Below are 20,073 nucleotides of genomic sequence, written 5' to 3'. Positions count from 1 at the left end.
AAAGAAAACTTTAACCTGCAGCAGGGCAGGGTGCCCCGGCTGTGTCAACAGCCCGTGAGGCACCCTGCCCTGGCAAAACCGTTACATTCTTATAGCAGCAAGTGAATTAATCAGCAAAGCTGCTGTCATTGAGCCTTTTCAGTACTGCAGTAACCTCTGCTCTTGTCGCTGTTCCTTTAGGATCGAACTGGTTACCCGGTTTACCGCTAATGAATCCGAACGACTGGATATCAGTAACCGCAGAAGCTGCCCAAGAGGAAATGCTCTTGTCATCTGTGAACTTGACAGCTCCAGCGGTCTGTTCCGGCTTCAGCTTCATATAATTCAGATAATTACGGATCAATACCGCCAGTTCTTCTCTGGACACCGCCTGATCCGGCGCAAACCTCTTATTGCCTGTGCCCTGTACGATACCATTGGCTGCTGCCCAGGCGATATAAGGCGAGTAATATTTATTTCCCGCCACATCGGTGAAGGAAGCTGCTCCAGAGGGTTCAGCACCTGCCATTTTGCCCAGAACCGTTGCGATCATTCCGCGTGTCAAGGTCTGATCCGGTGCGAACTTATGATTGCTAAGACCTGTGAACCAGCCTCTGGCCGCTGCAAAATCAATACTGTCTTTGGCCCAGTGGTTCACGATATCGCTAAAGCCGGCGCTATAATAGCCTACGGCAAATTTAGAGAAATGACTTGTCTTGAATTCTACCGTTTTCGCCGCTGTGTTGTAGCGGCTGGTTACTGGAATGGCAACACCGTTGTTGTCAATATAGTATGCAGCAAGCCCGTTCGCATTCTCTCCAGCAGCCTGAGTATATGGAATTTGCACATGGACCCTCTCACCGCCGAAGCTGGTAATCGCCGAGGTACCATCCCCAATTGTGAAATCGTACACGGGTCTGCCGCCCACCCGTGCTTGAACACTGCTGCCTGCTATATTAACCGAGGACAGCTCTACACTAATACGGAGCGTTTCCCCCTTGGCAGCCTTACTGATGGCATCCAGCACAGAATGGCTTAGTGTAATAATAGCGAATCCGGTATTAATCTTCAGCTCCGCTTGAGTGCCGGAAGATAATCTGCTGACAAATTCGCTCCCAAGCTCTACTGTCAGCTTCCTGGCTTCCTTGACTGCCTCCCCGCGGAGTTCAACGACCGTCCGCTTGCCGGCCTTATCACTCATTGCTGCGTTGTCCAGCAGCTTCGCGGCAGCCTCAGCCGTAAGCTTAAAGCTTGCTTCTTGAGTCTGGGCATTCTGAGACGGTGCTAATACAGCAACGGTATCAGTGATGATTGTCTGCACAGCTAACGGTGTAGCCGTTGGAGCAGAAGTTGGAGTAATTGTTTTGACGGGCACAAACACCTGATCCGGTGTTTGTGTAGCTGCCGGGGTTGCTGTTGGGGTCTCCGGCTTAATCGTTGGCGTCACTGCCGGTATATCCGGTTTTGTCGTCGGTGTTGGTGTTGGCTTCGTAGTTGGCGTCGCTGTCGGTGTCGGTTCAACAACCGGCGGTGTATAATAGCCTCTAGGAATTTCTATCACGGATACCGTACCAGACACCTCATTAGCCACAAGCAGCAGCGGATAGCGTGTCGGACTCTGATCGGCTGCGATGAACGTCTGTCCTTCCGGAGATACATCTCCGGCCACCCGGTAAGCCGGCTTGGAACCCGACTGATCCACTGAATGTTCAAAGTCTCTTGTATTCAGATAGTCATAGAACACCGGGGCGTTCACATCCGAAATATCGTACATCATATTGCCGCTGACCCGCTCCAGGCCGATAAAAGCATACGGCTTACCGTCCACGATGCCGACTTTAACGTCCTCAGGTTCGGGACCTTTTTTTGCGCTTCTTTTCTCGAATACGAAATCATCATTGGACCAGTTGAAATATTGCGGCAGCAGTCTGGCGGTAATCTGCTCAAAGTCTGCTCCGCTGTCATACAATAGGGACATGTTGTCTGCATCCCAGATGGAGAAGGAACGCGCACCGAACAGATAGGTTTTGCCGCTGACAAATCCGGTTCCGCCCGCACCCACTTCATAATCTGAAGGATCGAAGGTTGTCAGTTTGATGTCCTTATCAGCATTTCCGTCCTGCCCTTTGCCCAGCTTGATATCCTTCTCGTTAGTGTATCCGTTCCAGTCCCTGGAATCCCCTTCATTGGCAGTAAGGATATATGTCTTTCCCCCGGCAGTGTAGGTGGTAATCCCGTCCGGATTATACATTCCATATACATTCGGCTCCGGCTGAATCTGAATTTTGCCGTCTCTGCGCATGTCCAGCCCATTCCCGGACACACTGTGGTCTTTGAAGCCCAGTCCCTTGATGCTGGTGAATACACCCTGCTCAATATCAAGTGCAGCAATGGCATTAGCCTCCTGCAAGGAGATGAAGGCACGTTTGCTATCCGCCGATACCGCTGCATATTCAGGCTCCAAATCTACGGACGGTGCAGTTTGTTTTTTGAGAATAACATTGTCCGCCAGCAGTGCATTTCTAGCCTCCGTGCTATCGAAGCTGGTGAAATCAACAATCTTGACGGTATGCTCCTGCAGATGAATCACAGTAACCGAACCCTTGGGATCAACCGCAGGCTCTTTGTAGCCTTGTCTTGGCTCACCTTCATCAGCCGTCAATAAATACTTGTTATCCGGCGTGAAGGTCACCATATCCGGCTGAACCCCTGTCATATAGTGGGTCTGGTATTTCCCGTTATAATCCAGCAGCAGCACAGCACCTGGCTTGCTGTAATCCGCCTCCTGTACTGCTATAGCAACAGTATCCAGTGTTGTGCTGATATCTACACTCGTAATATCCCCGAAGCTGAAGCCGTCAATCATCTTGCTTACGTCAATCCGTTTCTCCAGTGTAAGCAGATTATCCTGGCCCGGGACCAGCGTCTTCAAGCTGACAATATCAATGCTCTTCTCCTTGCCGTTCACCAGATAGAACTTCTGATTGTCACTGTTGTATTTCACAATTTCTGCAACTCCGCCTTCCAGATCCGAGAAGCCCGTGGAATAGCTGCCGATTTTGTGCATCACCGATCCGCTAAGCCGTTTGATCTCATTTCTGTCCCGCACACGGATTCGCTTACCGACCGTATCCACTGAAGACAGGCCGATGGCAGAGATTCGCTCTCCCGGCTGAATCGTTTCAAGCTGTACGTCAGGGGTAATGTATCCGTCTATAAATACTCTTACGTCCCCGGAGCCGTCATTCACGATGATTGCCCCTACTTTTCCACTGTCGAGATTTACAGCCTTCACAGTACCCTCTACCTGTACAAGACTGCCCCGGGTAGAATCCGCTATTGCTGCCGCTGTAGAGACCCGGGCCGGGACAAGCTCATGAATGCTGCTGTCAATGATCTGTATTTCTGTTACTGTAAGCTGCTTCTCTCCCTGATATCCGCCTACGGTTCCGGTAACCTCCACCTTCTGTCCTGCGCGGAAATTACCCGAGACCGGGAACAGGTTAATACCGGCTGTAGCATCCTGTACATAGATCGAATCAAAGAATGCCGTGCTCTGATCATATCCGCTTGCGCTCGAAGTCACCGTGCCTTGAATGGTGAACTTCGTCCCTGTGGCTGCCGCCTGGACTTCAGCAATAGGTGTTACTGTTCGGGGTGCGATCTCCTTCAGAATATTCTGAGAGATATTGTAGTTGCTATAGCCAAGATCCGCAGCATTATCCAGCGTTGCCTGCACTTCGAAATTGGACATGAACACGGAACCAGCCACAAATAGCTTGGCTCCCTTGTCCAGTGTTTCTACCGTCAGAGCCGGAATATTGCCCTTAACCACCGGATTCCCTTCACCGCCCAGACCGTCCTGATCTGAATCCAGGCTCTCTGAAGTGGCATGAGAAATCACGATAGGACTCACCGCCGCCTTATCCGCTTCAGGTACAAAGATCGAGGAACCGCTGTAGAAGCTATATTCCTGCGCCGGATTAACGCCATACGTATATGGGCTGTCCATGTTGTAATTCTTGAACCGGAGCCGGAAATTCTGGCTAGGCACGAAATTCGTATTGTCGATCAATTCATCATCTACAAGCCGGGCCTTCCCGCCGAGTGCCTCCAGAATCAGATTCTGCTGGTACGCCGCGTGATGAGCCGGATCACCTTTGGCGTCGTTATAATCAGCCAGTCCAGTGACAATAACAGTATGACCGTTATCTGCAAAAGCCTTTACCGCCGCAATTTCATCCTGCGTATATTCACCAAGCGCACCCACGGAAGCTCTGCGGTTCGGCGGAGTCAGAATCAACGCCTTCAGATCATTCAGGTTCTCCGGCTTAAGGCCGCCCTTAATGTCTACTAGACGGATATCATAGGTCTCTGCCAGCTTGGCGAAATTAGTCATGCTGTTCGCATAGTTCCCGGCCACATAATCATTAAGATGCGATGCGTCCACTCCAATATTGACGAGCTTCGCAGCATCTCTGACATTCAATTCCAGGGAGCCGGTAAACGTCCGGCTAATTCCATTCACGACTGCATTTGCCGTAACTACCACAACCGCGCTGCCCGGTAATGATGGCGTGTACGTGATACTGTCTTTTAATGTACCCAGTGATGCGATTGGCGCATTAAGGGTTTTGGCCGCAATACTAACACCATCCATGCTGTAATCAATCGATTGAATGGTTGCCGCAGAAGCCTCATTGTTAAACAGCTCGGTGGATAGCTCCAGCGATTCACCGGTTACCGGCATGCTGACCGAAGAGGTCACCGCAGTAATTCCGGCCTTCTCTACCTCGCCGACCCATACAGGTGCTGTTACAGCGATGTTGCCATCTGCTTGTACCACACGAATATAATAGTAGCCGCTAGACGGATTATCGATTGTCACAGCGTAATTTGCCTGGTTAGCCGTGATATTCTGGATATTCGATTCTTCACCGCCCCTGCTGATCACCGATACCTGACCAATCTGATCAGTGACATCCGGGTCCAGCAGATCTACATTGATATCCAGCTTAGAGATACCTGCCGGCAGACTTGATCCCAGCGGTTCCCCGTTAGCCGTGTATTTAATCTCCAGATTCTCATCTTCAGTGGCATACACACGCAGCTCACGGAGAGCGGAATATACGCCTTCCTTGCTGAGATCATCGGTCACAATAGCCGTTCTGGCAGTATTGGAGTTACCCCAGCGCCCCTTGTGATTATCCTGATTGTTGGTCGGTGCGAGATGCCAGCCTTTATCCAGCGCATTATTGTAATATTCGTAGGAGCGGAAATATCCGCCGGAGTTCACAGCCCCTTCGCCATTACCTACTTCTATTAGCGTCATATGCCGGTTCAGTTCAGGATCGTAATTGGAGAAGGTATTGAAATCTCCAAAGGTTGGTCCCGGGTGGTTGAACTGTCCAATGGAGCCGGGAATATTCTTAAGCAGTTTGTAGTAGTTGGTCATGCCTGAGACACCAGAAGCGTAGGTTTTATTATTTCTGCTGACGAAGCCCTCTGTATTAAAAGTATTGATATGCCCGGGGCCGCCGGCCCAGGTCATCTCATACCCGTAAAACGGAACAAAATCCGGCGTTGCCGCCGCAGCCGCTGCTGATTGTCCCTGCTGCCATTTAGTATTGGCAACACTTGCCTCATACTCAACAGGACTACTTGAGGTATCGAAATAATTGGAGTGGTCAGTGAGCGCAAAGAAATCCAGCTTGGCCACATCTCTAGCATAAGCATAAGCCTCTTCCATCGTGCCAGAGCCGTCTGACTGCACGGTATGTCCATGGAGCTGTCCAAAATACACCTTGGCCGCCGTACCGCCATCCTTAAGTGTATAGTTGTACGTTGCTGGAACACTATCCTTATATCCTTCCATTACTGCCGAGGCTTCAATCTTGGCTGGAAGCATGTCCGCTGTTAACGTAACTGGAGCGCTGTAAGCTGCCTTTGCATCTATAATCTCTTCCGGCATGCCTGCTTTCCGGGTCAAAATATAGCTGATGGCCGCTCCTTCCGTTGGTGTGGTCAGTTCAATAGTACTGCCGGAGGGAATGGCTCCCGTTCTGCTGGCAGACACCGGTCTGGTCTGTGCCTGAGTGTAGGTGAACGTTCTTTCAACACTGCTATTCGTATTCTTCAAGGCTCTAGCCTTCAGGACTGCCGTATTGCCCGGCTGGTTAAAAGCATCGATCACCACTGAACCGGTTGAAGCGTCTATTGTCTGCAAGGCTCCGCCGTTCAGGCTGTATTCCAGACTTGCCCCTGCAGTAAGAGTGGATAACTCCACCTTGCTTCCCGCGGGAACCTCTGAATCTTGACCCGGAGCAGCCGTAACTGCCGCTACAATATCGGAATCGGCTTTTTGCTCCCCTGTGATGAAGATGTTGAACAAGCGGGAAGTTCCTCCAGCTGCCACTTCCTCGGCAGCGGAATAACTTGCCGTGCCAGCACGGATCGACAGATTGCTTGTCTGCAGAAAGCGCAAGGTTACTGCCGCGTTGTCGTCAATAGCTGCAGGCAGCGGCAGATTGGACTTGGTCGGGGTTGCCGAATAGGAGGAAGCATTGGAATAAGCCCCCTCCTGAATATCTGTGAAATGAATGTTGTCCATGCTGTATTGCAGCTTGAAATCTCTCGGGCCGGTGCCCGAGCCGTAAGAATTGAAGGATAGCTTTAGATTCTCATATCCGGCAGCAGAAAAAGCCAGCGTCCAATACTTAGTATCGGCGCCAGCATTCCAGCCGGTTATTGAAATGGATCTGTTGGAATTAGTATAACTTGATATTTCCCCGCCAATTCCATTCTCGCCCATATAAGTCGAGAGCGTCACTGTGGAGGCAGCAGCCAGTCCGCCAGTCGCCGGGAAGCGGGTCAAGGTCTTCGTCGCATCCGGATGATCAGCGAAATCCCATTCCGCAACAGATACAGGAGTTGCCGCAGCATTCACAAATGTAGATACAGGCAACGTCATTAGCAGCATGATTGCTGCCATAATTGCACTAAGTATCCGCTTTGAACTATTAATATTCATATATGCCTCCCTAGTCTTTGATACCTTAACTTTAAGAGGCATATGTAAATTCTCTGCTGCTATATTGTTAAAATTATAAGTTATTCACGTTGATCTTCCGGTTCCGCTCCATGAAGCTCCCGCTTATTTCACCAGCTCCTCCAGACTGCCAAAGGCACCCGCGGCCGATTTCAGCTTGGATTCGCCTCCGACCACACAGAAGTAATTCTGCTGCGTTACCGACTCAAGCAGACTGGCATAGCTCCTGATATCCCCGGCAGTGGCCGACAGAATTTCATTACGCTCCTGCTGAAGATCCTCCGCAGTAATCTGCTCGAAATAATGCCGGTCCGCCTGACGGCCTGTAGCGCCGGGACTCAGCGGCTGGTCCAGCATGGCCAGGGTCCCGATAATCGCCCTCTCCATCTCCGCTTCATCTGCTGTATGTTCACCTGCAAACTGAGAAGCCCGGTCATAGATCTCCAGCGTCTCCAGCAGGTTCGGATCGCGGTAGGAAGTGAACAGAATCACACCGTCGCGGCGCAGGAGCAGATTGCCGCCATACGCACCGCCCTTGACCCGGACCGTATTCCACAGGTAGGTCAGGCTGAGGATCTTCTTGAGCACCTGCAGCTTGCCGGAATAGGCGAAGCCCAGCTTCTTGTAGTCATAGCCTTTGACTACATACTGTACCTGGCTCGCGGACATGAAGCCTTCGTTGACCGCCTGCCCCTGTGCGGACAAGAGCGGCTGGGAATGCACCGCCCGGCTGCTTAGGTCCAGCTCCTGCACATGTGCGGCGAATTCCGCATACGAATCCGCCGTACCGGTGACGGAGAGCGTCAGATTCTCCGTATTGAATAACAACCCGCAGATTTCCTTCAAGGTATCTGCAAGTCCTTCAGCCTGCTGGTCAATGCTGCGGGCAAGCTCCTTGATGAAGCGGTAATACGCCACGCCGCCAAGCTGCTCCTCATACATCCCCCGATCCGAGAAATAGGACAGCACCCGGCTGGCTGCAATCTCATTGCCTTTCTGGATCAGCATCGCCTCCATCCCGGAGGCTTCGCGGCGGACAATCTCCTGCAGCTTGGACAGGTTATCCAGATTGCTGCCGTAGAGCAGCTCATGCAGCAGCTTCAGGGAACCGCCGATGTTACCCTGCATGACCTTGATGCGAGCGCTGAATTTGGCCTGATAACTTCCTTCCGCAGATTTCCCGGCTCCGAACACCTCATTCTGAAAACGGATGCCCCCGGTCGAAATCCCGATCTCACTGGTCAGTTCCTCAATACTGTAGGCTTCCGTCTCCAGCTGTCCAAGCACTCTCGCCAGCAGCTCCAGATAAGGAATCTGCTGCGCTGTAAGCACGCTGGTGTCCCAGTACAGCTTGATATAGGCAATTGCACCGGCAGCCACTTCATGATGCAGCACCTTCATCCCATCCAGCGCGTACTCCACTGTGGGTACCCCGGCCGGGGCGATAGGGTTAATATCCTGGAGAGTCAGCTTCGGCAGCTTCTCTAGCTCCTCTGCGGGGTCAGGTGTGTTCTGACGGGCCAGCAGCTTATGCGTGCTAAGCACCAGCTCATCCAGCTGGGCCGGGGCCAAAGACGCTTTGTATGACGCCAGACGGCTGCGGACCGCCGCATCCTTTTCCCCCGCAAGAGTCTGAGAGGGCTGGAGGACAACGACACTACAGTGGTTACTGTTCAGCAGGTAGGTCTCAATCAGCCGCTCGAAATAGCGGCCCGAACTTTGTTCACGGATCGCCGTAATCGCCGCTTCATACTCCAGATATGTGGACGGCAAGCCGTCATACAGCCAGGCCTTCATCACTTCCATGTTGTAGGTGAGACCCTTCGGATATTGGGTGAAATCGGCTTCACGCAGTTCAAATTCCTTACTGTTCACCGCAGCGAGCACCAGCTTCTCATCCAGTCCGTCTGCTGCAAGACGGCTTAAGGTGGTTCTGACGAGATTCACGAATTCTTCTTTGGCCTCAGGGTTCGAATGCGTCAAGGCAATGCCCAGCATAGGCTGAACCATGCTATCTGAATAAAAAGCAACCACATCCTTGCCAAGGCCGCTCTCCAGCAGGGCTTGCTTCAGCGGGGCTGCGTTGCTGTCCATCAGCATGCTTTTCAGAATGGCAAAGGCCAGATTCAGCTCCCGGTCCAAAGAGGTCCCTATTACATAATTCAAGCTCAAGTATGTCTTGTCGGCTGCGGTTTCCGTCTCCAGAATGGGATACTCCGCGGTAAGCTGGGTAACGCCGGCCGGTGCCTGTAGAGCAATCGAAGTATCCATAGCCTTGCGGGTATAGCGGCTGAGGTATTCCTCATGGATAAACTGCAGCCGTGCTTCGATATTCAAATCGCCATAGAGATAGAAATAACTGTTCGACGGATGATAATAATTCCGGTGCGCCTCCAGAAACTGTTCATACGTCAAGGAAGGGATATTCTGCGGATCACCGCCGGAGGAGTGACGGTAGATCGTACCCGGGTAGAGCGATTTTTTGATCCGGTCAATCAGCACCGTCACCGGCGAGGAATACGAGCCCTTCATCTCATTGTAGACAACACCCTTGTAGATTAGCTCATCCCCGGAATCCGGCAGCTCATAATGCCAGCCCTCCTGCTCGAAGATCTCCGGCTGACTGTAAATATTCGGCTGAAAGACGCTGTCCAGATAAACCTCCATCAGATTGGCAAAATCCTGGTCATTCTGGCTGGCTACCGGATACATTGTTTTATCGCCAAAGGTAAAGGCGTTCAGGAACGTCTTCATCGAGCCCTTCAGCAGCTCCACGAACGGTTCCTTCACCGGGAATTTGTCCGAGCCGCACAGAACCGAGTGCTCCAGAATGTGAAACACGCCCGTGCTGTCCGCAGGCGGAGTCCGGAACGTAACACTGAACACCTTATTGTCATCCTGATTCTGTACATAGAGCAGCCGTGCGCCGCTCTGCTGATGCTCAAGCGTGTATACGGAGGATTCGATTTCCCGTATGTACTCCTTGCGTATCACTTGAAACCCGGAATAGACCTCACCTGCTTTTAAGCTGCTCATAACTTTTCCCTCCTTAGTTCAGGGCTGCCCTGATTCCATGAGCTTATCATATCCGGGGTTTCCGGTTCCAGTATGAGCTGCATAGAGGCTTGGACTACGGGATGCAGCACCCTGCTCTGACGCTGCGAGAATCTAGACCCGGCTCAACCGCTCAACTGCCTGCTGCTCATCCGCTACGAAAAATATATCCTTCCCCTGGTTGCATTCATAGATGAAATCACGCAGACTGCGGCTGGTATAGCTGCTGAAATCACCAACCACGGCTGCCTTTACCTGATAGTTAATGAACTTCTGCAGAATCTCACCGGCCAGCCTTGTCTTGAGGTCGAAGAACTCCTCGCTCAGCAGCGCCTTATGGATCACTATCCGGTCGCAATCCGTCTCATAGCGTACCGTTGCCATCAGATCCAGCGCACTCCGGACATCACACACCACGGCTTCGTTGCCGCTCACTACAGCAATGATTGTACCGCCAGCTTCTATAGTTGTTATGTTCATTACTATAACCTCCTTATCGAATATGTTAAAATATGCGGATAGCTAATATTAGCAACGATTGAATTGTACAGTAAAGGATGGATCATGATGGAGCTCACGATGAATTGGATTACACTCAGGGTACGCAATCTGGAGGCTTCCCTTGATTTCTATCACAGAATTCTAGGGCTTCCGGTGGAGCGCAGATTCGAGAGCAGAGGGAAGCAGATCGTCATGTTGGGGGTAGAGGGGCAGCCGAAGCTTGAGTTGATAGAGGGTAGTGACCCGCCGTTGAAGCCGGAATGCGGAGTGTCTGTAGGCTTCGAGGTCGGATCGCTGGACAAGGCTATGGCGGAGCTTAGTAAGGAAGGAATTCCGGTAGCCCGCGGTCCCATCGCGCCGAATCCCAGCCTGCGCTTCTTCTATATCCTGGACCCCGACGGCTTCGAGGTGCAGCTTGCCGAGCATATATAGAGGTAAGCCTACTTGCGGAATTAGCGCCACGCGCCTACACACGGCTCAATGTAATCGGTTTTTCGATTACATTGGCGCCTCGCGCCTACACACGACCCAGTGTATTCGGTTTACCGCACATCTCTCTCAAAACAGCAAAAAAACGGCATTTCTGCCGTTTCTTAAGGGATGGACTCTCAGGGGCTCGAACCCTGGACAAATAGATTAAGAGTCTACTGCTCTACCAACTGAGCTAAGAGTCCGTATGGTGTCTATGTATGATTCTCTAGACGATAATCTCTAAGCTGACTGCGTCCGCTCAAAAGTACTTTCATAGTATACTTTTTTGAACGGGCGCTTGTCAACTGTTTTATTAAAACTTTCTCACACTCAGCTATGAACTGCTGTTTACACGCGATTCTTCCGCATCATCACCACATACACCGGGAGTCCGGCAAGCGTGATGCCAATCCCTATAAGCGAGCGCATCGGATCACTGATGATCGTGCTTGCCAGAATATAGAGGCCTCCTGCTACGCCAAGAATCGGGGTAAACGGATAGAGCGGCACGCGATAGCGGCCTTGTACGGGCGGCAGCTTCCTGCGCAGGAGGAACAGACCGAACACGCCCATGGTGAAGAAGATCCAGAGCACGAACACCAGCAGATCCGTCAGCGTATTGAAGGTTCCCGAGAAGATGTAGACCACCGCCAGCACACTCTGAAAAACAAGCGCATTCGCCGGTGTACGAAACTTCGGATGAATGCTGCTCAGCACCCGGGAGAACGGAAGCTGTCCCCGCTCCCCCATCGCCTGCGGAACCCGCGCTGCGGTCATGAGGTAACCATTCAGCGCCCCCAGCACGGAGACGATAATGCCTGCCGTAATAAAGGCTCCTCCTCCGCTCCCGAACAAAGCCTCAGCCGCATCGGCTCCCGGAGTCTGGGATGACACAATCTGGTCATAGGGCAGCGCCTGAAACACCGCAATATTGAACAACACATACACGGCGATGACAAAAACAACACCGATCGAAATGACTTTGGGCAGCGTCCTGGCCGGGTCCTTGATCTCACCCGCCATATTGGTCACGCTGATCCAGCCGTCATAAGCCCAGAGTGTACCGAGCACCGCAGCCCCGAAGCCTGCACCCGCAGCCGCTGTACCGATGCCGCCGAAGCCGGGAGCCAGATCCGAGAACAGCCCGACGCCCACAATACCCGCTACCGGAATCAGCTTCCCGACCGTGGCCACCGTCTGAATGATCCCGCCGAACTTCGTCGCGATGACATTCATCAGCAGAATGAAGGCCAGAATCCCCACCGCAAGCAGCTTCTGCTGCCATGCATTCAGCGGCAGGAAGTAACCGGAATAGGTTGCAAAAGCAATAGCCAGCGCCGCCACAGAAGCCGGATAGGAGATTACCGCCTGCACCCAGCCGAGCAGATACCCGAACACTCCGCCGTACAATTCACTTAAATAAGTATATAGACCTCCCGACTTCGGAATGGCGGCCGCAATCTCCGCCACACTCAGCGCCGACGCCAGGGTAATGATCCCGCCAACACCCCAAGCCAGAATACTCATCCACGGGCTACCCGCATTATTCAATACAATTCCGGGCTTCAAAAAAATCCCCGAACCGATAATCATCCCGACCACCAGGGCCAGGGCTTGCAGGAAAGTAATACTTTTGGTTACCGTTTTCGTTGTCATCGCTTCATTCCTTGTCCTTCCATTCTATGAGTATGTATATGCTTGTATTTCTTCTCTACAGCGCCTCTACTCCCCTGCTTTTGGCCGGATAAATTGACTATAAAATAAACTTCCCATTGAACGATCCACTATATGGAATATATACTAATAAGTGAGGACGCTTTCAATTAGCTACTAACCTTAAAGGAGGAATCATCTACTTATGCTGCACACTCCTGGCATTACCGACTGCTCACCGGCAGAGGTTCATTATGACGCTTCAAGAATCGGAGTACTCCATACCCTTTTTCAGAAATTGATCGACGAGAACAAAATCCAGGCAGCCGCTTACAGCGTCTCCCGGTACGGCAAGACGTTCATGAATGGTGCCATCGGCCCCCTCTCCTACCGCAAAGACAAGACGGACCCGCTGTTGCCGACAACCGTTCATCGCATCGCATCCATCACCAAGGCGGTTACCTCTGTGGCGATAGCCAAGCTTGTAGAGGATGGTATTCTCCGGTTTGACCTTCCCGTGGGTGCCTTTCTGGAACCGTTTAACATAGAGCCGTTCAATAAAATCGACATCTACAGCCTGCTGACCCATACCTCCGGCCTGTTCCCTGACTGTGCGGGCAGCATGATTCCTTATCATAAGTCTTACTGGGAGCTGATTGGCGAATATTTCGACAAGTATAAGCCGGAGGACGGCGAGCTGGACTGGATCACAGCTGCACTGAGCTGCGGGATTGACAAGCCGGTCGGTAAAGAATGGCAATACTGCTCCTTCGGCTTCTGTATTCTTGGTGAGATTATTAAGAAGGTCACAGGTATTTCCGCTGAACAGTACATAGAGGAGCAGATCCTGCAGCCGCTCGGCATGAAGGACACGATGTGGGAGCCGACTCCCGAATTAGCGGGGCGCTTCATTATAAGAAATGAACACAAAGAAAAGCAGCTCCAAGACCTGATCCATGGCGTGCAGCCGGAAGAACCTCCAGCAGAGAAGCTGTGGAAGAACGTATCCAGCACAGGCGGGGGACTGGTCTCTACTACTGCGGACCTCACCCGCTTCGCCAATATGCTCCTGGGCATGGGCACCTTGGGGGATACGCGGATTATCGGCCGCAAAGCCGTAGAGAAGCTCACCACCCGCACGCTCTATGACACGCCTGATTACTGCTGGGGCAACAATGTCAAAGACCGGAGCTATGGCATTGGACTGGATATGCGGAGAGGCCCAGCATTCCTCTATTCCGAGGGCAGTTATTTTCATGAAGGAGCCGGCGCCTGCTGTATGGTAATCGATCCGGTGGAACAGCTCACAGCGGTATGGTTCGTGCCCTTCACGGACGATAGCTGGCATGCGGAAGCCCTGTTCAATGTAACCAATGTAATCTGGTCAGGACTGATGTAATGAACCGTCTTAAGCATAACTGGCTCATCTGCCGGGCCGTTGCAGAGGTTACCTACAAGGAATGGAGTGCCTACCGCACCCATTCCTTGGTCTCTGTTATTGTCGGCCCGGTCTATTTCATGGTGCAATATTTCATCTGGACCGCAGTCTATGGCGGGCAGACTACGCTCGGCGGGCTTGATCTCCAGCAAATGATCCGCTATTTCGGGGCAACGGCGCTAATCGGGTATCTGATTATGGATTTTGCCGACTGGAATCTGTCGATGCTGGTGCGCACCGGCAAATTCCTCACCTTCCATCTGCGCCCGGTGCATCACCGTTCCTTCGCCTTGTTCCAGAAGCTGGGGCACCGGATGCTCGGCTTCTTATTTGAGTTCCTGCCCTGCCTGCTGATCTTCATCTATATTTTCGGGATCGACATGCGGCCGGCAAGCCTCCCATGGACACTGGTATCTGTGCTGCTTGCCTTTCTTATGAACTTCTATGTCAATTATACGATTGGCCTGACCTCCTTCTGGCTGGTGCAATCCGGCGGGATTCGCAGCGCCTTCATGCTGGTGTCGGGTATTTTCTCTGGAGCGCTGATTCCGCTTGATTTCTTCCCGCACTGGCTTCAGGTCACCCAGCTGTTCCTGCCTTTCCAGTACATTGCTTATATGCCTGCCATGGTCTTCACCGGGCATTATTCACTGGGCGGTCTTGAGTTATCCCTTCCCGAAGCTGTAGGCATGCAGGCGGCCGCTGTGCTGGTGATGTTCGGCTGTAATGAGCTGGTCCGCCGCCGGGCAATGAAGCAGTTCACGGCGGTTGGCGCATGAATACGCGGAGGGAAAGGAACGTTCCTGTTATGAAAAAATATGTAGATGTATACAAGCAGTGTATGTACTCTGCTATCCAGACCGCTTCGGCCTACCGGATGAACTTCATCGTCAGCAGTCTGATTACACTCGTCGGCAACATTCTGTTTCCGCTGGTGACGCTGTTAATCTACCGGGCGGGCACCAGCTTTCCCGGCTGGAGCTTATATGAGGTGTTGTTGATTCAGTCTATATTCACTATGTCCAGCGGTCTCTCCAGTCTGGTCTTCGGAGGATTGCTGTGGACAACGATGTCGCATGTGAGGGAGGGCAGCTTCGAGGTCATTCTGCTCAAGCCGCTGAATCCGCTCTTCTACATTGTAGCAACTACCTTCTCTGTAGAGAGTGTCGGATTATTCCTGGGCGGGGCTGCCTTATTCATCTTCTCCGCTATGCATATCGGCGCTATCTCCGCCCTCGCCTGGCTGCAATTCACCGGAATGTTCCTGGCCGGGACGGCTGTATTGGCCGGATTATCGCTGATGATGGCGGCGATGTCCTTCAAGTGGGTCGGCAATTCGCGGATTTCCGAGCTGGCGGACAGTGTGCTGCATGTCGGCAAATATCCGCTGCCGATCTTCCCGAAGGCGGTGCAGGCAGCAGCTACGCTGATCATTCCCGTGGGGATGGTTGGCTACCTCCCGGCCTCCGCACTGCTTGGCCGGGTACAGGCCGGTGATTTTATCGCGATTCTGCCTTGCTTTGTCTTTCTCTGGGCAGGCATTTGGGTATACCGGCACATGATCAGATTATATGAGGGGGTTGGCGGCTGATGCCGGTGATTGATGTCAAGCATTTAACGAAGTCCTACACCACCTATAAGCGGGGCGCAGGCATGAAGCAGACCTTTACGAGCTTTTTCCGGCGTGAAGCGGTCTCTGTCCAGGCCGTGAACGATATCAGCTTCGCCATTAAGCAGGGCGAAATCTGCGGGATGCTGGGTCCGAACGGGGCAGGCAAATCCACTGCGATCAAAATGCTCTGCGGCGCACTCTACCCGACCAGCGGGGAGATCGAAGTACTCGGTTACTCCCCGGCCCGGGACCGGAAGCATTATGTCCGCACCATCGGGGCCGTCTTCGGCCAGAAATCCCAGCTCATCTGGGATATTCCGCCCATCGACAGCTTCAAGATGAACAAAGCGATCTATGGCATCTCGGCTACGGATTTCAGCAACCGGCTGGAAGAGCTGGCAACGCTCCTGGATATCGCCGGAGTGATGGAGAAACCCACCCGCGTGCTGTCGCTTGGCGAACGCATGAAATGCGAGTTCGTCATGGCGATGCTGCACCAGCCGGATATCCTGTTCCTGGATGAGCCGACCATCGGGCTGGATGTGATCGCTAAGCTCAAAATCCGCGAATTCATCCGCCAGATGAACAAGCAGCAGAACATGACCTGCATTCTCACCACCCATGATCTGGAGGATGTGGAGGAGTTAGCCCACCGGGTGATTGTCATTAATCACGGCGAGAAGGTGTTTGATGACTCGCTGCAGCGGCTGAAGTTGTTCCTCGGGGAGAAGAAGCGCGTGAGCTTTACCTTTAACGAGTCTGTGCGGGACACCCTTTTCGACAATGACTGGACCAAGGTCATGGAACGCCCCTCCGACCTCCAGATTACGCTTGAGGTAGACACCGCCCGGATCTCAATCAGCGATTTTCTGGAGAGCATCTCCCGCAAGCATGTCTTCTCGGATATATCCGTCAAGGAACTCCCGATCCAGCAAGTCGTAATGAATATCTATGAGAATACCAAAAGCAGCCTGAACCGTCACCCGTTAGAGTGACAGCTCAGGCTGTTTTTTTATCAGACTAATATTAGCTTCGGCTTACTTCGCAGCAGCCAGCTCAGACGCAAGCTTCTCCGCCCCGTCAAAGATGGAATAGCTGTAGCCCCAGAATTGGTTGAAGTCAATCTTATAGATCGCTTTGTTCTGGATAGCCTTCAGACTCTGTAGTGACGGATCGGCATAGAACGCCTTTATCGACTGGTCAGCATCAATACCGCCTGTATACACAGAGATCAGCATGACATCGGGGTTGGTGGCGATCAATTGCTCCTTGCTGATCTCACCGGTCACATCGGCGTAACTGTTGGTCAGTCCTAGCAATCCCAGCACATCTCCCGCAAAAGTATCCACGTTCCCGCTATAGACAGCGATTGCGCCGTTGCCTCCGTCAGATACATAGGCGAAGGTCTTGGCGCCTGTGGCTGCCGCTCCCTCCTTCAGCTTCGCTGCACGCTCCTTCAGCTCTGCGATGTATGCCGTGGCCTTCTCCTGCACATCAAAGATCTGGCCTAGCTGTTCAATATCCTTATACAGGCTGTCTAGCGTTGCCCCTTGCAGACTGGTGCTCTGCACGAAGGTCTTGATGCCCAGCTCGTTGAGTCCGCCTACCGTCCCTACTCCCCAATCCGCATCTGCGAACAGGCCGCCGCGGCCCATCACCAGATCCGGGCCTCTGCCTACAACCAGCTCTTTGCTGGCATAGTCTTGGGAGATGACAGGAATCTTTTTGAACTCTTCCTGAACTGCCGGATCGCCTGCACCGTAGAGAGCCGCAACCCCGACCATTTTGTCGGTAAGCCCCAGCTTAATCAGCAGTTCCGCCGCACCTTGGGTATTCGCTACTACCTTCTCGGGAGCTTTATCGAAGGTCTGCGATTTAGCCGTCCATTCGGTGCCTTCACCGTTATTCGTGTGGTTCTCAATTGTAAGCGGATATACCGTCTTGGCCGGCTGTGCAGTCTCCGCCGGTGCTGGACTGGCTGATGCAGGTGCAGCCGTTGCCGCCGCTTCCTTCTCATTACCTGCGTTGGAAGAACAAGCCGCCAGCATAACCGCCATCACCAGAACCGCCAGCAGCGGTACATATCTTTTGAATATTTTCTTCATTCTCTTAGGTCCCCTTTTCTGTATGTACGTTAGTTCCCCTGCGGGAATGGCATTAAGCCTATGGCCTTGCAAGGAATACCTCCGTAGAATATAGAAAGTTGGACAACATGTCAATGAGAATTATTATCATTGACAATCGTTCTCAGTATACCTTATATTTAAGAACATGCTAAGATATCCTGCTCACAGTGTCATCTGATGAGTCAGTCCATACTAATCCTCTAATGTAAAGGAGCCTTCCCATTGTCATGCATACTGATCTAGCCGTACCTTCACAGCCTAAGCAATCTCTCATTCATTCCCGTTATGGCTTCATGGCTGCTATAGGCGTCCTGTTCATTATTACCCTGCTGTCTGCCGGAGCTGCAGTCTCCTTCGGCCAGGTGGACATTCCTGTCTCACAATCCTACCGGATTCTGCTGCATCACATCACAGGCATCCAGATTGGAGATATGCAGGATCTGACCTCCGGTTCGTTCGTCGATATTATCTGGAAAATCCGCTTCCCGCGTGTCCTGATGGCGATGTTCATCGGCGCCGGACTTACGCTGTGCGGGACGATCATGCAGGCAGCGGTGCAGAACCCTCTGGCTGATCCATACATACTCGGTATTTCCTCCGGCGCTTCGCTGGGCGCAACCTTCGCCATCCTGATCGGCTTCGGCTCGATGGGGCTGCTCGGCCAGTCGGGAGTCGCCTTTTGGGCTTTTGCAGGGGCGGTTGGCGCTTCTCTGCTGGTCCTCACACTCGCCAGTGCAGGCGGCAAAATGACCTCCGTCAAGCTGGTGCTGGCCGGGATGGTCATTAACGCTCTATGTACCGCCTTCGCCAACTTCATTGTCTATTTCGCGAACAATGCCGAAGGCATCAAGACAGTTACCTTCTGGACGATGGGCAGCCTGGCCGCCTCCAGCTGGGACAAGCTGCCGCTGATCTCGGTTACCGTCCTGCTCGCCGTTATCCTGTTCCTCTCGCAGTTCCGTGTGCTGAATGCCATGCTGCTCGGAGATGAAGCGGCGGTTACGCTGGGCATTCATCTGGGTGCCTACCGCAGAGTCTACATGATTCTCACCGCGCTGATTACCGGAGTTATGGTAGCCAGCTGCGGGATGATCGGCTTCGTGGGACTGATTATCCCCCATCTGGTGCGGGGACTGGTGGGCTCGGACCACCGCAGGCTGCTGCCGGCGTCGATTCTGTTCGGAGCGATCTTCCTGATCTGGACGGATGTCATTGCCCGGACCATCGTACCGAATGTGGAGCTGCCGATCGGGATCATTACCGCCTTGATTGGCGCACCGATGTTCATGTACATGCTGATTAGAAAAGGCTATGCCTTCGGAGGGAAAAGCTGATGAATCTGAATGTTGAACGGCTAAGTGTCTCTTTCGGTGAGGCGAGGATTGTGCAGGAGGTCTCGCTGAGGGTGCAAAACAAGCAATTCGTTGGCCTGATCGGCCCGAACGGCTGCGGCAAATCGACGCTGCTCAAAAGCATCTACAAGGTCATCAAGCCCCGTCAGGGAGAGGTCTTCCTTTCTGAGCTTAATGTGATCAAGGCCAGCCCGAAGCTTGTTGCCCAGAAGCTGGGCGTAGTCGGCCAGTTCAACGAGCTGAGCTTCGACTTCACCGTCCGTGAGATGGTGGCGATGGGCCGGACGCCCCACAAAGGGATGCTGGAAACCGATACCCAACAGGATGCTGACATTATCTCTGCAGCACTCCGCAAGGTCAATCTGGAGGGGCATACAAGCCGCAGCTATAACTCCTTATCCGGCGGCGAGAAGCAGCGTGTCATTCTGGCGCGTGTGCTGGCCCAGCAGCCGGAATTCATGATTCTGGACGAACCGACCAACCATCTCGATATCAAATACCAGCTGCAGATTCTGAATATTGTCAAAAAGCTGGACATCGGCATTCTCGCCGCCCTCCATGATCTCACCCTGGCCGCCGAATACTGTGACTATCTCTATGTCATGAAGGAAGGCCGGGTCGCCGCCAGCGGAGTCCCTGAGGATATTCTGACTAAGGAATTAATCGGCGAGGTCTTCGATGTGGCCTGCGAGACCTACCGCAACCCCGTCACCGGCGCGCTGGGCATCGCCTATCTGGAGACAAGGTAACTCTTAGGCAGAAACAATAGATCTTCTACAACCTGCGGCTCCTTGCCCGCAGGTTTATTCTTTTTGCAGGATGTTGAAACTATTCTCACC

The 20,073-nt window shown here is 52.7% G+C and carries 12 protein-coding genes and 1 tRNA gene; 7 read left to right on the top strand and 6 right to left on the bottom strand.

All coding sequences use genetic code 11. From position 1 onward, the window contains the following. Positions 1–106: 106 nt before the first annotated feature. From MKZ07_RS01065 to MKZ07_RS01055, 3 genes are all read right to left on the bottom strand, one after another. The gene (locus tag MKZ07_RS01065) at positions 107–7,009 is read right to left on the bottom strand and encodes a choice-of-anchor I family protein (RefSeq protein WP_341024031.1); all 6,903 of its coding nucleotides are present in this window, start codon (positions 7,007–7,009) and stop codon (positions 107–109) included. A gap of 123 nt (positions 7,010–7,132) precedes the next feature. Continuing rightward, complete coding sequence (locus MKZ07_RS01060) at positions 7,133–10,063, bottom strand: insulinase family protein (RefSeq protein WP_341024030.1); 2,931 nt, start codon at positions 10,061–10,063, stop codon at positions 7,133–7,135. Positions 10,064–10,195: 132 nt separating this feature from the next. Next, positions 10,196–10,561 carry a DUF4180 domain-containing protein gene (locus MKZ07_RS01055; RefSeq protein ID WP_036695915.1) on the bottom strand — a complete coding sequence of 122 codons (366 nt, stop codon included), beginning with the start codon at positions 10,559–10,561 and terminating at the stop codon, positions 10,196–10,198. Positions 10,562–10,660: 99 nt separating this feature from the next. On the opposite strand from MKZ07_RS01055, the gene MKZ07_RS01050 reads away from it, so the two are divergent. Next, complete coding sequence (locus MKZ07_RS01050; RefSeq protein ID WP_235218455.1) at positions 10,661–11,014, top strand: VOC family protein; 354 nt, start codon at positions 10,661–10,663, stop codon at positions 11,012–11,014. A 169-nt stretch (positions 11,015–11,183) separates the two neighbouring features. Here MKZ07_RS01050 and MKZ07_RS01045 read toward each other — a convergent pair. Further along, positions 11,184–11,256, bottom strand: a tRNA-Lys gene (locus tag MKZ07_RS01045). A gap of 145 nt (positions 11,257–11,401) precedes the next feature. After that, positions 11,402–12,709 carry an APC family permease gene (locus tag MKZ07_RS01040; RefSeq protein WP_036695911.1) on the bottom strand — a complete coding sequence of 436 codons (1,308 nt, stop codon included), beginning with the start codon at positions 12,707–12,709 and terminating at the stop codon, positions 11,402–11,404. Between the two features lie 202 nt (positions 12,710–12,911). Here MKZ07_RS01040 and MKZ07_RS01035 point away from each other — a divergent pair, with 202 nt between their 5' ends. Genes MKZ07_RS01035 through MKZ07_RS01020 form a run of 4 tightly spaced genes read left to right on the top strand, consistent with a single transcriptional unit; the run spans position 12,912 to position 16,751 of the window. Next, positions 12,912–14,105, top strand: a complete 1,194-nt coding sequence (locus tag MKZ07_RS01035) for a serine hydrolase domain-containing protein (protein WP_036695909.1) — start codon at positions 12,912–12,914, stop codon at positions 14,103–14,105. Beyond that, complete coding sequence (locus tag MKZ07_RS01030) at positions 14,105–14,923, top strand: ABC transporter permease (protein ID WP_051493635.1); 819 nt, start codon at positions 14,105–14,107, stop codon at positions 14,921–14,923. The genes MKZ07_RS01035 and MKZ07_RS01030 overlap by 1 nt, the downstream gene beginning before the upstream one ends. A 29-nt stretch (positions 14,924–14,952) precedes the next feature. After that, positions 14,953–15,735 (top strand): ABC transporter permease, encoded by a 783-nt coding sequence (locus MKZ07_RS01025; protein ID WP_341024027.1) that lies wholly within the window; start codon positions 14,953–14,955, stop codon positions 15,733–15,735. Continuing rightward, positions 15,735–16,751, top strand: a complete 1,017-nt coding sequence (locus tag MKZ07_RS01020) for an ABC transporter ATP-binding protein (protein ID WP_341024024.1) — start codon at positions 15,735–15,737, stop codon at positions 16,749–16,751. Before MKZ07_RS01025 ends, MKZ07_RS01020 begins: the two co-directional genes overlap by 1 nt. A 42-nt stretch (positions 16,752–16,793) precedes the next feature. On the opposite strand, the gene MKZ07_RS01015 is transcribed toward MKZ07_RS01020, so the two are convergent. Further along, positions 16,794–17,861 (bottom strand): ABC transporter substrate-binding protein, encoded by a 1,068-nt coding sequence (locus tag MKZ07_RS01015; protein WP_076154876.1) that lies wholly within the window; start codon positions 17,859–17,861, stop codon positions 16,794–16,796. A 248-nt stretch (positions 17,862–18,109) separates the two neighbouring features. Here MKZ07_RS01015 and MKZ07_RS01010 point away from each other — a divergent pair, with 248 nt between their 5' ends. Together MKZ07_RS01010 and MKZ07_RS01005 are read left to right on the top strand one after the other, a co-directional pair. Then, complete coding sequence (locus MKZ07_RS01010; protein WP_341024022.1) at positions 18,110–19,216, top strand: FecCD family ABC transporter permease; 1,107 nt, start codon at positions 18,110–18,112, stop codon at positions 19,214–19,216. Further along, on the top strand, positions 19,216–19,983 hold the full coding sequence (locus tag MKZ07_RS01005; RefSeq protein WP_076154880.1) for an ABC transporter ATP-binding protein: 768 nt from the start codon (positions 19,216–19,218) through the stop codon (positions 19,981–19,983). Before MKZ07_RS01010 ends, MKZ07_RS01005 begins: the two co-directional genes overlap by 1 nt. Positions 19,984–20,073: the final 90 nt, after the last annotated feature.

It is taken from the genome of Paenibacillus sp. FSL P4-0338, assembly GCF_038002365.1.
In the GTDB taxonomy this organism is placed as follows: Bacteria; Bacillota; Bacilli; order Paenibacillales; family Paenibacillaceae; genus Paenibacillus_AQ.
The sequence above is the reverse complement of the archived record's forward strand: the minus strand, read 5'-3'. Positions and strand labels throughout refer to the sequence as shown.

Coding starts and splice junctions, on each gene's coding strand:
- MKZ07_RS01035 (WP_036695909.1), top strand. CDS start 12,912: ATGCTGCACACTCCTGGCATTACCGACTGCTCACCGGCAGAGGTTCAT.
- MKZ07_RS01050 (WP_235218455.1), top strand. CDS start 10,661: ATGAATTGGATTACACTCAGGGTACGCAATCTGGAGGCTTCCCTTGAT.
- MKZ07_RS01015 (WP_076154876.1), bottom strand. CDS start 17,861: ATGAAGAAAATATTCAAAAGATATGTACCGCTGCTGGCGGTTCTGGTG.
- MKZ07_RS01030 (WP_051493635.1), top strand. CDS start 14,105: ATGAACCGTCTTAAGCATAACTGGCTCATCTGCCGGGCCGTTGCAGAG.
- MKZ07_RS01055 (WP_036695915.1), bottom strand. CDS start 10,561: ATGAACATAACAACTATAGAAGCTGGCGGTACAATCATTGCTGTAGTG.
- MKZ07_RS01060 (WP_341024030.1), bottom strand. CDS start 10,063: ATGAGCAGCTTAAAAGCAGGTGAGGTCTATTCCGGGTTTCAAGTGATA.
- MKZ07_RS01005 (WP_076154880.1), top strand. CDS start 19,216: ATGAATCTGAATGTTGAACGGCTAAGTGTCTCTTTCGGTGAGGCGAGG.
- MKZ07_RS01010 (WP_341024022.1), top strand. CDS start 18,110: ATGCATACTGATCTAGCCGTACCTTCACAGCCTAAGCAATCTCTCATT.
- MKZ07_RS01025 (WP_341024027.1), top strand. CDS start 14,953: ATGAAAAAATATGTAGATGTATACAAGCAGTGTATGTACTCTGCTATC.
- MKZ07_RS01065 (WP_341024031.1), bottom strand. CDS start 7,009: ATGAATATTAATAGTTCAAAGCGGATACTTAGTGCAATTATGGCAGCA.
- MKZ07_RS01020 (WP_341024024.1), top strand. CDS start 15,735: ATGCCGGTGATTGATGTCAAGCATTTAACGAAGTCCTACACCACCTAT.
- MKZ07_RS01040 (WP_036695911.1), bottom strand. CDS start 12,709: ATGACAACGAAAACGGTAACCAAAAGTATTACTTTCCTGCAAGCCCTG.